The organism is Rhodococcus sp. ACPA1 (assembly GCF_002300195.1).
Classification (GTDB): domain Bacteria; phylum Actinomycetota; class Actinomycetes; order Mycobacteriales; family Mycobacteriaceae; genus Rhodococcus_F; species Rhodococcus_F opacus.
In genome coordinates this window covers 1-14,626 of record NZ_NSDX01000002.1, presented here as the reverse complement: position 1 = coordinate 14,626, position 14,626 = coordinate 1, and the positions used below count along the sequence as shown (strand labels likewise).

Genomic DNA, 14,626 nt, shown 5'->3' with positions numbered 1-14,626 from the left:
GACAATGGTGCCCGTATGTCACACCGGGCGGTCGAAGATTTCTGCGATGCGGTCGATCAGCCATGACTCGTAGCGGACGCGACTCCAACCGCATTCGTCCACGAGCAGGGCATAGACCTGATCGTGGGTTTGCACCCACAGTTCGTCGACCTGACCAGGCTCGGGGTGGTGGCCCATGATCAGGTTTGCGACGTCGGCGACCGAGCGCCTGCGCTGCCCCTCCAGGTCGGCGGCCACCGCTGCGAGCGTGGCATCCGCCGTCGCACCCTGGCGGATTGCCATGGCCAGGCGGTAGATGCGCTCGTTGATCATGGCGATCATGCGCGCACCCATCTCGATGCGGTCGCCGGTCGTGCGCCCCGTACCGATCGCCGTGTAAACGGGCCTGTCGGCCAACGGCACCTGTGCGTCATCGCCGACGATGGCGACCTCGAGCGCCGACTTCAACAGGTCCGCCTTGGATCCGAACGTCGTGTAGACGGTTTCGACGGAAACCGCCGCGGCCCGCGCGACATCCCTCATCCCGGTGGCGACCCAGCCGTGCTCGGCGAACAGCCGGGTGGCGGCCTCCAGTACGACCGCCCGCGTCTGAGCTGCCTGCATCCGACGCAGCGGAGAGCGGTACCGCCGGCTCCCAGATCCGCCCGGCTCCGCAGAGTCGTACTCGACCGTCGCCATACCCCAATATTAGAACGCACAAGTTTTCAATACAACACTGTTCAAGCGATTTCCGGGCGGGCACGTCAGCACGCTTCGCTCCTCCGAAGTGGCTATCCGTGGACACCACACCATGGCCGAATCCGAGGGATACCCGTCATTGACGCCATGGCTTCGGCCTGCGCACGATGGATACATGAACGACGTGCTCGTCGCCCTGACCCCCGGCTACCAGCCCCTCGACGTGGTCGGACCGCACGAGGTGTTCTCCGTTGCCGGCGCACTGCTCACCCGCGACGGTGGCGCGAGCGGCTATTCGACCAGGCTCGCCGCCGCCGAGGTCGGTCCGGTGCGCGCGGACAGCGGCCTCGGCCTGGTGGCCACCGAATGCCTTCCCGAGCGTGGGCCGATCGGCACGCTGCTGGTCCCCGGTGGGTTCGGCGTGCGGCGGGCCGCGCGAGATGCCCCCGAGTTCGTCGCCTGGCTGCAACGTGCCGCACCGCGTGCCGAGCGCGTGGTGTCGGTGTGCACGGGGGCATTTCCCCTCGCGGCGGCAGGCCTGCTCGACGGGCTTGCGGCCACGACGCATTGGCGCTGGGCCGGGCAGCTCGCCGCCGAGCACCCGGCGGTCGACGTCCACGAGGACGCAATGTACGTGCGGCAGGGCCGGGTGTGGACCTCCGGCGGGGTGACGGCCGGAATCGATCTCGCGCTCGCCCTCGTCGAGGCCGACCACGGGCCCGACCTCGCCCAGCGGATCGCCCGCGAGCTGCTGGTGTTCGTGCGCCGCCCCGGCGGGCAGAGCCAATTCGCAGCGCCGACATGGGATCCCCCGGCGCGACGCCCCTCGGTGCGGGCAGCGCAAGACCTCATCCACGCCGAACCCGGCGCCGACCTGCGGGTGCCTGAGCTGGCTCGGCGGGTCGACATGAGCGTGCGTCACTTCACCCGCGAGTTCACCCGTGAGCTCGGACGACCACCCGCGGAGTATGTCGAGCAGGTTCGGGTCGACGCAGCGCGGAGACTTCTGGAGTCCGAACCCGTCCTCGTCACCGAGGCCGCCACCCGATGCGGCTTCGGCTCACCCGAAACGATGCGCCGGGCATTCCTGCGACGTCTCGGTGTCGCACCCGACCACTACCGGCGGCACTTCGCCGCCACCGCATCCTGACCCCACTGTGCAAGGAGAAGGTCGTGAGCACCGTCGATTCGGCACGCCCCACGTGGCGTGCCGCCCTCACCAACCGCGCGTTCGTCGTCCACTACCTGCAGATGCTTCTCGCGATGCTGGCCGGAATGGCCGTGTTCGCGCCCCTGTCGATGCTTGTCGGCGACGACGCGCACGTCGAAGTGCATGCGTTGCTGATGGCCACCTCGATGACCGCCGGGATGACGGCATGGATGGCCTGGCGGCGGCATTCGTGGCCGGCGATCGCCGAGATGGGGCTGGCGATGTATCTCGCGTTCGTCGTGCTGTTCCCGCCGCTCTGGCTCGGCCTGCTCTCCGGCGACGGCCTGATGCTCGCCGGCCATGTGCTGATGCTCCCCGCGATGGCAGTGGCCATGCTGCATCGCAGGGAGGAATACGTCGGGGCGCATTGACTCCCCACCTGGCAACTCTGACATCGCCACCGGCTGATGAGTCCGGTCGCATTGCAGAATGCCCCGCGCGGCACCAGGGCTACCGCGGCGGTCGGGGCACAACGGTAGCGCCGATCCGCAATGATCACACCGTGGCAACCTTCAACGACTACGACACGTACGCGTCGGCGTATGACGCCGACATCGGGAACAACGTGTACAACGCGTTGTACGAGCGACCCGCGACCTTGGCGCTGGTCGGCGACGTCGCAGGCCGGAAAGTGCTGGATGCGGGCTGCGGCAGCGGTGCGCTGTCGCGCGCACTCGTCGCCGCCGGTGCTGCCGTCACCGGCATCGATCTCAGCACGGGTCTGCTCGCGATCGCCCGAACGCGCCTGGGTCCCGACGTGTCGTTGATCCGGGCGGATCTCAACCGGCAGTTACCCATCCGGTCATCGACCTTCGATGTCGTCGTCGCGTCGTTGGTGATGCACTACGTCCACGATTGGTCGAGACCGTTGACCGAGTTCCGCCGGGTACTCGCGCCAGGCGGGTACGTCGTCATCTCGACCCATCACCCGTTCGTGGACTTCAGGCTTGCCGGGCAGGGCGATTATCTCGGAACGTACGAGTTCACCGAGGACTGGGTGAAGTCCGGCGAGACGTTCCACATGAAGTTCTGGCACAGGCCGTTGCACGCCATGTTCGACGCATTCACCGCAGCGGGATTCACCGTCGAACGTATCTCGGAGCCGCGGCCCGCTGCGGCGGTGCGCGATCGCTCCCCCGAACACTTCGAGCGGCTCAGCCGTGAGGCGCCGTTCATCTTCTTCACACTGCGCGTCAGGGAAGATGCATCAGCTTCCTGGCGAGGGTGAAGAGGCGGCGCGCCAGCCTCACCACGGGAAGGCCCAGAGGAAGCAGGATGACTGTCACGCAGAGCACCCCACCGACAAGCCATACCACCGCCGCGACGATGCCCAGCACCGTGCCGAGAATGGCCGTGAGGATGCCCAGCACCACGTCGAGCAGGCCCCGTAGTAATCGCATGACGACCTCCTGACCTCCTGGTTCCAGTCTGCGCGCCGACGGGCCGAAGCGCACCTCTGAAGGATGCCCTTCAGGGAAGGGAATACCGCAGCACCGCGAACCGTTGACACACTCGACGGTGTTCGACCCGATGCCCCGGGTACCACATTGAAAATTGTCGCTTCGAGCGACCACTTGCCGAGAGGCGCACTGGCGGGCACCGTCACCCCCGACCGGGTCGGACCTACATTGCGTAGCGCGCCTGGAAAAGGAAGCGAAGCCGCTGACACCGTCAGGTGCCGGCGGCTTCTTGCGTGCGCAGACGAATGTGGGCACCACCAGCGTAACTCCAGGGCACTCATCGGGATCGAACGGCTGCGCTAGACCACCCGCTCCAGCACGCGCACGTCGGCATCGAGCTTCCGGTACAACCATTGCACGGCGACGAACGCGAGCCCGGAGGCCGCGCACAAGCCCAGGACCGAATCGCGCACGAGGGGAAGCTCCGCAGACTCGAGGTGCTGAAGCCGGCAAGCACCCCGACGAGCGGCACGGACGGGGTCACCGCCAGATATACCGTCGTTCGTCGGCGCAACCCGCGAAGAACGACGGTGTCGTACGCAGTCGTGAGGCCGTGGCGCAGACAGATGGGATAGACACAGCGAACGACGGAGAACGTCGACAGAAAGAACGTGTAGGCGACGGAGATGGTGCCCGCCACCAGCACAGTCGTCGCCGCATGGACCATCGGCCAGGCCGGGAGGTCAGCGAACCACGAACTGGCCACGCCGGACGACGCGACCGCGCGTGGGGAAGCGCATGAGGTGTGGCAACTGTTGAGCCTCGCCGAGTACCGGCCGCTGGTGGGATAATCCAACCAGGAGGATCTTCCACCCCCAAGAAGCAATGCCCTCGCAAAACGTCGACCCCGGCCCAGGGCCTCAGGACCGCCCGAGTGCGCCGGGGTCGGCCCACATACGACGGGCGTGGTCGTGCGGCAACCGACTGCGTGCGGACCGACACCGGGAAACCCACAATCGACGTGGAGGGCTCCGATTTCTTGTCGCTCTTCTCTGACATGCGGTAACAAGTCGAAGCCCGTCGCCGACGTACTAGATGACGTAGCCGACGATGACGGACCCGAACAGAGGGCGCTGGACTCGGAAGCGCGCAAGCAGATGAACGAACTGCTGAGCACGCTGCCGGAAAAGCACCGGGAGATCTCGATCCTCCGCCTCGTGGTCGGTATGTCAGCCGAGGAGACGGCCGCGGCCGTGGGTAGTAGCGGGAGCTGTCCGCGTGGCTCGACACGAGCCTTCGCGGGTGACGAGGGCAGGTGAGAGGTTTGGCCAGGGGCAACAAGCGCAACGGCAATCCCGATGCCGATCTCCCAGGAGACGACGCACCGGTGAACGTCGCGGCAGTGCGCCGCGACGACGCGCTGATCGACGCGATCGCCGGTGGCGGTCCCGTCGCGACGGATTCGCCGGAGCAGTACGAGCTCGCGCTTCTGCTGACCAATTGGCGCGCCGACATCGTGGCGACGCCGATGCCGACCGGGCCGCTGCTCGACGACGTGATCGCGGCGATCGACGCCTCCGACGCCCGTTCCGCACGCAGCGCTGCCCGCGGCAAGCTCCGCTTGTTGCGACCCATCGCAGGCGCTGCCGCCGCGATCGCGGTCGTCATGGGTGGCGCCACCATCTTCTCGTACAACGCCGCACCCGGCGATCCGCTGTGGAGCGTCAAGTCGGTCGTGTTCAGCCAGCAGGCCGATTCGACCGTCGCGCAGATCGACACCACGTCCCAGCTGCAGGAGGCCGAGCGGCTGATCGCCGCGGGCGACGCGGAGGCGGCGAAGAACCTGCTCGAGGGCGCCGCAGGCCGTGCCGGCGGGGTGCGTGACGCCGACATGCGCAACGAACTCGACGTGTGGCGTGCGAAGCTCGCGGCGGAGGTCGAGAAGATCGCTCCCACCACGCCGCCGGCGACGACGACGCCCGGTACCACCACCACCGACACGCCGACGCAGACCATCGAGTTGCCGGCCACCGCGCCGGGGACACCCGGTTCCACGACGACGCCGGGAGTCGAGCAGTTGCCGGGAACCCTGCCCACGGACCTGCAGATTCCCGGACTGCCGCCCACTTCACTGCCGCCGCTACCCACGACGACACTCACGCTCCCGCCCGAGACCTTGCCGTCCACCAGCCCTGAACCCACCATCACGATGGTCCCGCCTCCGCAGCCGCCCCTGCCTGTCCCTTCCGACAACCCGACCACACAACCGCCCCCGCCTCTGCCATCGGACTACCCGACCACACAGCCGCCCCCGCCTCTGCCATCGGACTACCCGACCACACAGCCGCCCACCCAGCCACCGCAGGAGCCTTCCTCGGCGCCGCTCCCGACCAGCTGAGGAACACCTTCGGATCGACGCGCGACACGGCACACCCCAAAAACACTGTGCACTTCCTGATTCGTGAACATCGCGGGCGTCCCGTTCGCCCCGCCATCTCAACACCTGCAGGATCTCGAAAGCCCATGTTCTCCAGAATCCGTATGTCATGAGATACATGGATTCTGGAACTGAGGCTGATCTTCGAGGGCATCGGACACAAGGCCCCTGAACAGGTAAGACATACATTGCGGAGCGTCCGTTGGGAAGGGTGCGAAGCCGCTGGTCGAGGCGTTGATCCGGCTGCACGCGCTCGAGGCGCCGCCACCGCCTGGCGAGGACCCCGACGCCCTGCGCTGCCCACCGGCGAGGGTCACGGTCGTGGGCGCCTCGGCTGGAACACGGTCGAGGACAGCGTCGGGACCGGCTTGTGAGCTCCGCGCCTGGTAGTGGTCGGCCCCGGGTCCTCGCCTCGGCCCACGAAGCGCTCGGAGTGTCGCTGCATCAGCGCACCCGGAATGGACGACCACAGGAGTCCGAGACGGCTTCCGATCCTCTTCACAGCCTCTCGGTTTCCGCGATCGACCACGCGAGAGGAATGTGCGTTCATGCGTTGGTTTGCGCGAGGACCGACGCGATGTTCGGCGCAGAGTAGACGTCTCGGATGGGCACCGATCCGCCGAGGACGCCGAAGATCTGTTCGACGACCTCCGGTTGGGCCGCGGCCGCTCTGTAGAACGCCGTGAGGTCGTTCGAGAGCGGCGCGAGGCGGGCCGTGCTGAGCGCTAGTTCGAAGCCGTTGGCGGTGAGCTGGTCGCGCTGACGTTGGTAGTCGCCGAGTGCGTCGTCGACGGGACGGCCGGCGCGCGCGCTGTGGATGGCCTCCGCGAGCAGGTCGGCGCTGAGGAACGCATCGGCGATGCCCATCCCCGTGGAGGGGTCCTTGTGGTGGCCGGCATCGCCGAGCAGCGCCCAGCCCGGCCCGACCGACGTTCGGTACTGGTTGGGTAGGTCGGCGGTACCGACGAAACGTTGTTCGCGGTGGCCGGAGGCGACCGTGTCACGCAGTCCTGGCACCAGATCGAGGGCGGCGTGAAAGCTTCGGTCGAGGTCTGTGCGGACGCGCGCAAATTCCCGGCGGGGCCAACCGACGTAGATGCAGGTGAGCCCGTCGTTGGTGGGCCAGACCAGGATCAGCTGGCCGGTTCTGGCGTGGAACGACGCGCGCACATCGCCGAGGCCACTCCAATAGGAGTAGTACACGCACGTCAGCGGCGGATGGTAGTTGTAGGCATGAGCAGCGACTCGCCGCGCGACGGTCGAGTGCAGACCATCGGCCCCGACGACCAGCGGTGCCCGCAACGACAACGAGCCGCCGCCACTTTTGCGACGGCCGCGCACGCCCGATACGCGACCATCCGTCCACACCACGTCGTCGACGACGACGCCGTCGATCAGTTCGGCACCCGCCTCGACGGCTGCCTCGACCAGCACCGTGTCGAGAACGGTCCGCCGCGGGCAGTAGGCGGCCGTCTGCCCCTCGACGCCCGGCCCGATACCCGACATCTGCACCGGGCCGACGTCGAAGGTGATCTGCTCGATCGGTGCGCAGCCGCGGGCGTGCAACCGATCGAGCAACCCCCAGTCCCGCAGTCGGAACGCGGCACGTTGCCACAGGAAATGTGTGGACATGGTGTCGCTGGGAAACGACGCTCGATCGACCACCGCGACACGGTGACCGCCGCGCGCCAGAAGCATCGCCAACGACGCGCCTGCACACCGGGCGCCCACCACAATCACGTCGAACATCACGCCTCACTCGACCAGAAATCCCGTATCTCGCGCATCGCTAGCCGACTGGCTGCCCCGCAGCGAGTGCGAGAACACTCCCTTGACGACCTTGATGTTGACGAACGGCATCACTGACCCCTTCTTCTTCGGGCCGGCCCGAATGCCGACTGAAAACAAAGATAGCACGATCGTTCGTGCTGTACTAGGATGAGTTCATGGCACAGAAGCGGAACACGACCCCAGGGGCCAAGACACGGGAGACCGTGCTGGACACGGCCGCCGACGTCGCATCGGTCGACGGTCTCGACGGACTCACCATCGGGCATCTCGCGAGCCTGACCGGGATGAGCAAGAGCGGGCTGTTCGCCCACTTCGGGTCCAAGCAAGACCTCCAGCTGGCCACCATCGAGGTCGCGCGCCGGCGTTACGTGCGCGAGGTGGTCACACCGGCACTCGGGTCGGGTCCGGGCATACGACGCCTCACCGCCCTCTGTGAGTCGTTCCTGTCGTATGTCGAACGGGGAGTCTTTCCAGGGGGATGCTTCTTCGCCGCCGCGATGGCCGAGTTCGACGGCAAGACGCCGGGCCCGGTCCGCGACGCCGTCACCGAGTGCCAGCGCCAGTGGATGGGGACACTCGCGCAGGCGGCACGCGACGCACAGCAATCCGGTGAGTTGCGCACCGACACCGATCCGGCCCAGCTCGCGTTCGAGCTGGAAGGCACACTGCTGGCGGCCAACTCATATTTCCATCTCTTCGCCGACACGCGCTATCTCGACCGCGCCCGCCTCGCGGTGCGCACGCGCCTGTCGAGTGGAGCATCGACACCAGAACGGACGGCAACCCGCGCATGAGCACCCACACAGCCGACAACCTCGCCTCCGGCGTCAGCGTTACCCGGCGCGGCCTCGGTATCTGCGTGACCCCGCTCGAAACGCGCCGTGAGGTGATACTGCACGTCGCCCGCCGCGCCGAAGATCTCGGCTATGACGGGTTCTTCCTCGCCGAAGGGTGGAGCCAGGATGCCGCCGTCCTGCTCACCGAAATCGCCACCAAGACCGAACGAATCACCATCGGTACCGGTGTGCTCAGCGTCTGGGGCCGCACCGCCGGCACCCTCGCGATGCTCGCCACCAGCCTCGACCAGGTCTCACACGGCCGGTTCGTCCTCGGCTTGGGCGCAAGCAGTCCACAGCTCGTCGAAGGACTGCACGACCAATCGTTCACCGCACCGGTCGCCAAGCTGCGCGCGGCCACCGCACAGGTCCGTCGACTGCTCGACGGCGACCGGGTTCGCCCGACGGCAACCCACGACCAACGACCCCTGCGACTCGGTGTCGCCCCGCGCACCGGCCTGCCGATCTACCTCGCCGCACTCGGCAACAAATCCATCCAACTCGCCGGCGAACTGGCCGACGGCTGGACGCCCTTCTTGGTCCCCCGGTCGTGGCTGCCCCACGGAATCGAGCTGCTCCAGCAAGCGGGCGCCCGAAACGGCCGCACAACACGCCCCTTGGTGTGCCCGGCCATCCCCACCGCCGTCGCGGCCGAGCATGCAACCGCCCGCGAGATCGCGTCCTGGTGGATCACGTTCTACCTCACCAGCATGGGCTCGCTCTACCGCCGCTCGCTGAGCGAACGGGGATACCACCGCCAGGTCGAGGCCGTGCTCGCCGGCAACCCGACCCACGACACCACCGACGTGCCAGCCGCAGCCCAGGATCTGCTCGACGAGCTCACCGTCCGGGGCACACCCGACACCGCTCGAGACCAGCTCCAGCACTGGTACACCGCAGGCGCCGAGATGCCCATCCTCACCCTCCCACCCCACCGCACCATCGCCGAACTCGACTACATGCTCGAAACCATGCGCCCACACCCCTGACATTACCGCCCGCTCGCGCAACGCCGAGAACGGAAGCTGTTGGGACAGTTCGCGTTCAGATAGGTAATCGACGTACCAATCGTCATCGGCAAATTATGGAAGACTCTACATCTCGCCTCTCAACGGTCCCGAGGGTTGCACGGTCTCTTCGCTCTCTTCCGCCTCGACGACGTGACTGTTGCGGATCTCGCCCGACCTCCGCTGGTGCCCGCAACCTCGCCCACTCCCCCACCAGGTCCTCGCCGCTCGACTGAAGCGGGCGAAGACCGCGTACACCGTCCCGGCCGGGGGAACTCGATCGGCAGTTGCCGCCAGGCGATACCACCGCGCACGAGGTACAGAAAGCTTCATGCCGATGCAATCCCCGGCTGCGCCGTCCCCAACCGGCGAAACGGGGAAACGCGCCCGCCATCGTCGCGGTCGGCCGTTCCGTCCTCATGATCATTACACTCGACACATCAACGCTGAGTCCAAGAGACGCAATCACTTTCGTGGACTGGAGGCTCCAGGTCACACCGCCACCCTCCGCGGATAGAACCGACCATTTGCTCTGTGGATTACGACCGGATGGGTGCCCTTGTATCCACAGACTTTCGTGACTTAAGGTGGAGTGCGCGCATCGCGCGGCGTGTCGGGGCCTGGGCGGGTTGCGTTGATAGACAGGCTAAATAGCCCTCCTAAGGATTGATCATGTCCACCAGGCCCACCGGATCGACGGTACAAGGTCCCAGTTGTCCCCCGGCCGGCTCGTCACCAAGAAAGCACGAGCGGGCATCGCCGGCACTCAGGCGGAGCCGGTCAGTTTTCCTCAGGTCGGCGGAGCCTCCCAACGGGGCCGCCACGTCGAGAGGTCTTGGTGGCAACGCCCCCAGTCAATGAATCACACGAGCTTTCCCCGTGCCGGAGGCGCCACGGGTGGTGCGCGCTCAGACGAAGCTCCTGCAATAAGTTCGAGGGACCTCTTCACGTCGGTGCACCGGCGAGTGACACCGCAGTGTCGCATCCCTCACACGCCGAGAACCGGGCAAACGATGTTCACCAAGACGTTGTTGATCGACAATTACGACTCCTTCACATACAACCTCTACAGCTTTCTCAGCGAGGTCAACGGGTGCCCGCCGACGGTGGTGCGCAACGACGTCGACTGGCGTGCGATCGAACTGACCGAGTTCGACAATATCGTGATCTCTCCGGGGCCCGGTCGCCCAGCAAGCGAACGCGACTTCGGCATCAGCTCGCGGGCCATTCTGCAGGGCGGGCTTCCGACACTAGGCGTGTGCCTCGGCCATCAGGGTTTATGCCAACTGTTCGGTGCGCATGTCGTCTTGGCACCAGAGCCGAGGCACGGTCGCAACTCAGAGGTATTCCACGACGGAAGAGAATTGTTCGCGGGCCTCCCCTCGCCCCTGTCGGTCGTCCGGTACCACTCTCTCGCCGTCGAAGATCTCCCCGCCGAGCTGGAGCCAACTGCGTGGACATCCGACGGTATCCTCATGGGGGTAAGGCACCGCCAGCGCCCGCTGTGGGGGGTGCAATTTCATCCGGAGTCGGTCTGCACCGATCATGGACATGAACTCCTCGCCAACTTCCGTGACCTCACCCCGACCCGCCGGAAGGGATCCGCACCGAAGCCTCGACGTCGGCCGCGGACCTTATCGCCATACGTGGTGGAAACACGGCGGATAGATCGGCGAGTCGACCCACAGACGGTGTATGAGCGCCTGTTCGCAGACGGCCCCAACAGTTTTTGGCTCGACGGCAGCTCCACAGTGGAGTCGGACGCCCGCTTCACCATCATGGGCGACGCATCTGGCCCACGCGCCGAGTACATCACGTACGACGTTGCGGACGGCACCGTCCTGGTGCACCGTTCCGGCGTTCCTGCCGGCACACGACGCGTGCGATTCTTCGACTATCTCGACGAACAGTTGCGGGCCCGCGCTGTGCCGCCATCGCCGGACCTGCCGTTCTCGTTCAATCTGGGTTACGTGGGCTACCTGGGCTACGAGTTGAAGGCCGAAGCCGACGGCAATGCGCAACACTCCGCGGACACACCGGACGCTGCCCTGGTCTTCGCCGACCGCGCAGTCGTGATCGACCACGTCGACGGCAGCTGCTACCTGCTGGCGCTCAGCGGGCACGCCCACGAACCCGAAACCCGCGACTGGATGCGCCGTACGGCCCAGGTAATCAACCGATTGCCCGTCACGACCGACGATGCGCTTCCCGCGCGGCCGCTCATCAGGTCGGCGGCAGACCCACGCATGACGCTGCGCCACAACCGTGAAACCTACCTCGACAAGATCCGTACCTGTTTGGAGAACATTCGGGTCGGCGAAACGTACGAAGTGTGCCTGACGAACCACGCCCAGATCGATGTCGAGATAGACCCCGTCGAAACCTTCGCCTACCTCCGATCGATCACTCCAGTGCCCTACGCAGCACTCCTGAGGTTCGAGGCTGCGGACATACTCAGCGCCTCCCCCGAGAGGTTTCTGCGCGTGGACGCCGACCGGGTAGTGGAGTCCAAGCCGATCAAGGGCACCCGGCCGCGCGGAGCAACCGCTGCGACGGACGACGCGCTCCGCCAGGACCTGCTGACGAGCGAGAAGGACCGGGCCGAGAACCTCATGATCGTCGACCTCGTGCGCAACGATCTCTCACGGGTCTGCACTCCCGGTTCGGTGCACGTACCGCGATTGTTCGACGTCGAAACCTACGCACCGGTCCACCAACTCGTGTCGACGGTGCGGGGGACCCTGCGCAGCGACGCGACTGCAGTCGCGTGTGTGCGCGCCTGCTTCCCGGGTGGCTCGATGACCGGAGCACCGAAGATACGCACCATGGAAATCATCGATCGGCTGGAGGAGGGGCCGCGAGGTGTGTACTCGGGCGCCCTCGGCTGGCTGTCCATCAACGGCACCGCCGACCTCAGCATCGTCATCCGAACCATGGTGTCCCGAAACGGGACAGTGAGCTTCGGGATCGGGGGCGCCATCGTCGCATTATCCGACCCCGACGAAGAGTTCACCGAGACCCTGGTCAAGGCGGCCGCCATGCGCAGGGCCCTCACGATCAGCGCAGGCAGATCCCCCGCCCTCGCCCACAGCGTTGGTCCGCAGACCTCGAGTGACGCCATCGATCGAGCTAGGCGCCGACTCTCGCGGGCCGAACTGGGCGGTGTAGAAGTGTGGGTCTGCCCCGGTGTGCCAGCACCCAGGGCCAGCACCGAACTTGTACTTGCCGAGGCCCTCGCCGATATTTCACATGTCACGACTCCAGTGGTCGTGGATCTGTGCACCGGTTCGGGAGCAATCGCCCTGGCAATCGCGCATGCCCGAGCCGATGCCGGTGTACATGCCGTGGATGCGGATCCGACAGCCCTGAACGTGGCGCGACGCAACATCGAACGTCAGATCCGCCTCGGCGAGAGCCCGATCGTGCTTCACGAAAGCGCCGTCAGCACGCCCAATCTACTGTCCGGCCTTGCCGGAACGGCCGATCTGGTCCTCGCCCGCCCACCGTGCATTCCCGACGACGAAGACCTTCCCTCACAGTGCGGCGAGTACCGCCGACGGGCCTTGGTCAGCGACACAGATGGGCTGAAGCTCGCCCGGCAAACGATTGTTGCGGCCGCACGGCTCCTGCACGCGGGCGGCAGCCTCGTCGTCGAGCACCGTCCCGACCGCTACACGACAGTGCTCGCACTACTCGACGAGAACAAGTTCTTCGCCAACGTGGCAACACATTTCGATCAGGCAGGAGACGCGGCCTACACCACGTGCGCGCGGACATCCATGCAACTCCAGCACGCCGAGGTCGGGCCCGAGCCCAACCCTTGCACGCCTCCTGGTGCGAAGAGCAGATCGGAGAAGAGTCGTGGACGCCGTCCCACCACCGACTCCAGGAATTGAAATGCGCTCGGGAGCCCTTCCGTCCGAGGCATGCCGTTTATCGGCCGCGCAAAAGGGAATCTGGTTCGCCCAGCAACTGGCCGGCGAGCTCCCGATCACGATCGCGCAATACGTCGAGATCTTCGGCGAGTTGGATATCGATTTGCTCGAGGCGACGAGTCGCGTGGCGGCCAGGGAGTTCGGTTCCGGGTTCTTACGCCTGGTCGATCACGACGGTGAGCTGTATCAACTGGTCGACGATTCTTCCGACAGCGGAATCCCGCGAATCGACTTTCGCGCGGAGGACGACCCGAACGTCGCCGCGCAGCAGTGGATGCGCAGCGAGTTCAGCACCCCGATAGACCTCCTCCACGATGCGCTCGCAGTCTCGGCGATCCTCCGAGTCGGCGACCGGCACTACTACTGGTACTCACGCGTTCACCACATCGCCCTCGACGGCTACGGCGCCATGACGCTGATGCAGCGTATTGCCGAGTTGTACTCGGCCGCAGCTGCCCGTGTCGAGGCCCCGCCGCTCCGCGTGCTGGACCTCGCACAGATCGTTGAAATCGATGCTGCCTACCGGAACTCGGATCGGTTCAAGGCGGATCGGCGGTACTGGGCGGAACGGACCTCGGGACTGCCGGAACCTGCGAGCCTGGCGGGGCGGTCGGCGCCCGTCGAGGCGCATCCGCGAGTGGCCAGCGCGGCCTTGTCACACGACGTAGCCTCAATGCTCGATTCGGCCGCAACGAAGCACAACTCGAGTGCGGCAACGGTCTTGGTCGCTGCTCTTGCCGGCTTCCTGTGCCGGATGACAGGCAGATCGGACATCGTACTCAGTCTGCCGGTTTCGGCCCGAACGACCGCGCCGCTGCGACGCTCAGGTGGGATGTTGGCCAATGTCGTGCCGCTGCAACTCGAGGTGGGCGCGGACGTGACGATCGGGGCGCTGATCCACTCCGCCCAGCTCGAGTTGACCGGGGCGCTGCGGCGGCAGCGGTACCGCCGTGAGGACATCTGCCGTGATCTCGGCAGGGACATCAGCCGCAATCGCTCGTTTGGTCCGACTCTCAACATCATGCCGGCCGACCGAGAGATCCGGCTCGGCCCGCACCTCGGCCGGCTGCACGTGTTGACCTCCGGGCTCGTCGACGATCTTTTCGTGAACATCTACCCGAGCGTGGGCGGCACCACGACGCACATCGACTTCCAAGCCAACCCGAGCCTGTACGACGACGACATTCTCAAATGTCATCACGACCGCTTGTTGTCCTTTCTCGACCGCTTCCTTTCTGCCGATGCGGGGAGTCGGGTCGGCGACCTCGACCTCCTCGACGCCGACGAACGACGGAACCTGCTCGACCGCACCGGCGGCCCCGAACACCCCGC

The 14,626-nt window shown here is 66.3% G+C and carries 12 protein-coding genes and 1 pseudogene; 10 read left to right on the top strand and 3 right to left on the bottom strand.

Annotated features, from left to right (window positions below; all coding sequences use genetic code 11):
• Positions 1–18 precede the first annotated feature (18 nt).
• Complete coding sequence (locus CJ177_RS06620; protein WP_095867468.1) at positions 19–678, bottom strand: TetR/AcrR family transcriptional regulator; 660 nt, start codon at positions 676–678, stop codon at positions 19–21.
• Between the two features lie 175 nt (positions 679–853).
• Here CJ177_RS06620 and CJ177_RS06615 point away from each other — a divergent pair, with 175 nt between their 5' ends.
• The 3 genes from CJ177_RS06615 to CJ177_RS06605 all read left to right on the top strand — a co-directional run bounded on the left by CJ177_RS06615 (position 854) and on the right by CJ177_RS06605 (position 3,116).
• On the top strand, positions 854–1,828 hold the full coding sequence (locus CJ177_RS06615; protein ID WP_025432378.1) for a GlxA family transcriptional regulator: 975 nt from the start codon (positions 854–856) through the stop codon (positions 1,826–1,828).
• 23 nt (positions 1,829–1,851) lie between these two features.
• Positions 1,852–2,259, top strand: coding sequence for a hypothetical protein (locus tag CJ177_RS06610; protein ID WP_005240705.1), 408 nt, complete (start codon positions 1,852–1,854; stop codon positions 2,257–2,259).
• 131 nt (positions 2,260–2,390) lie between these two features.
• Positions 2,391–3,116 carry a class I SAM-dependent methyltransferase gene (locus CJ177_RS06605; RefSeq protein WP_005240704.1) on the top strand — a complete coding sequence of 242 codons (726 nt, stop codon included), beginning with the start codon at positions 2,391–2,393 and terminating at the stop codon, positions 3,114–3,116.
• Here CJ177_RS06605 and CJ177_RS06600 read toward each other — a convergent pair.
• On the bottom strand, positions 3,082–3,288 hold the full coding sequence (locus CJ177_RS06600; RefSeq protein WP_025432377.1) for a hypothetical protein: 207 nt from the start codon (positions 3,286–3,288) through the stop codon (positions 3,082–3,084). The genes CJ177_RS06605 and CJ177_RS06600 overlap by 35 nt on opposite strands.
• A 686-nt stretch (positions 3,289–3,974) precedes the next feature.
• On the opposite strand from CJ177_RS06600, the gene CJ177_RS47280 reads away from it, so the two are divergent.
• The 3 genes and pseudogenes from CJ177_RS47280 (at position 3,975) to CJ177_RS06585 (ending at position 5,686) form a co-directional block, all read left to right on the top strand.
• Positions 3,975–4,139: a hypothetical protein gene (locus CJ177_RS47280; protein ID WP_218835095.1), complete on the top strand. Its 165-nt coding sequence runs from the start codon at positions 3,975–3,977 to the stop codon at positions 4,137–4,139.
• Positions 4,140–4,352: 213 nt separating this feature from the next.
• A pseudogene (locus CJ177_RS48110) lies at positions 4,353–4,617 on the top strand (RNA polymerase subunit sigma); the annotation flags it as partial.
• A complete protein-coding gene (locus CJ177_RS06585; RefSeq protein WP_095867466.1) occupies positions 4,604–5,686 on the top strand; it encodes an anti-sigma-D factor RsdA in 1,083 nt (360 codons plus the stop codon). The pseudogene CJ177_RS48110 and the gene CJ177_RS06585, both read left to right, overlap by 14 nt.
• 585 nt (positions 5,687–6,271) lie before the next feature.
• Here CJ177_RS06585 and CJ177_RS06580 read toward each other — a convergent pair.
• A complete protein-coding gene (locus tag CJ177_RS06580) occupies positions 6,272–7,474 on the bottom strand; it encodes an NAD(P)/FAD-dependent oxidoreductase (RefSeq protein ID WP_095867465.1) in 1,203 nt (400 codons plus the stop codon).
• Between the two features lie 197 nt (positions 7,475–7,671).
• Here CJ177_RS06580 and CJ177_RS06575 point away from each other — a divergent pair, with 197 nt between their 5' ends.
• The 4 genes from CJ177_RS06575 to CJ177_RS06560 form a co-directional block, all read left to right on the top strand.
• Positions 7,672–8,310 (top strand): TetR/AcrR family transcriptional regulator, encoded by a 639-nt coding sequence (locus CJ177_RS06575; protein ID WP_095867464.1) that lies wholly within the window; start codon positions 7,672–7,674, stop codon positions 8,308–8,310.
• On the top strand, positions 8,307–9,341 hold the full coding sequence (locus CJ177_RS06570) for an LLM class flavin-dependent oxidoreductase (protein WP_095867463.1): 1,035 nt from the start codon (positions 8,307–8,309) through the stop codon (positions 9,339–9,341). The genes CJ177_RS06575 and CJ177_RS06570 overlap by 4 nt, the downstream gene beginning before the upstream one ends.
• Positions 9,342–10,372: 1,031 nt before the next feature.
• Positions 10,373–13,255, top strand: a complete 2,883-nt coding sequence (pabB, locus tag CJ177_RS06565) for an aminodeoxychorismate synthase component I (protein WP_095867462.1) — start codon at positions 10,373–10,375, stop codon at positions 13,253–13,255.
• Position 13,256: 1 nt separating this feature from the next.
• The coding region (locus tag CJ177_RS06560; protein WP_257014409.1) for a condensation domain-containing protein at positions 13,257–14,626 on the top strand (1,370 nt) is incomplete at its 3' end.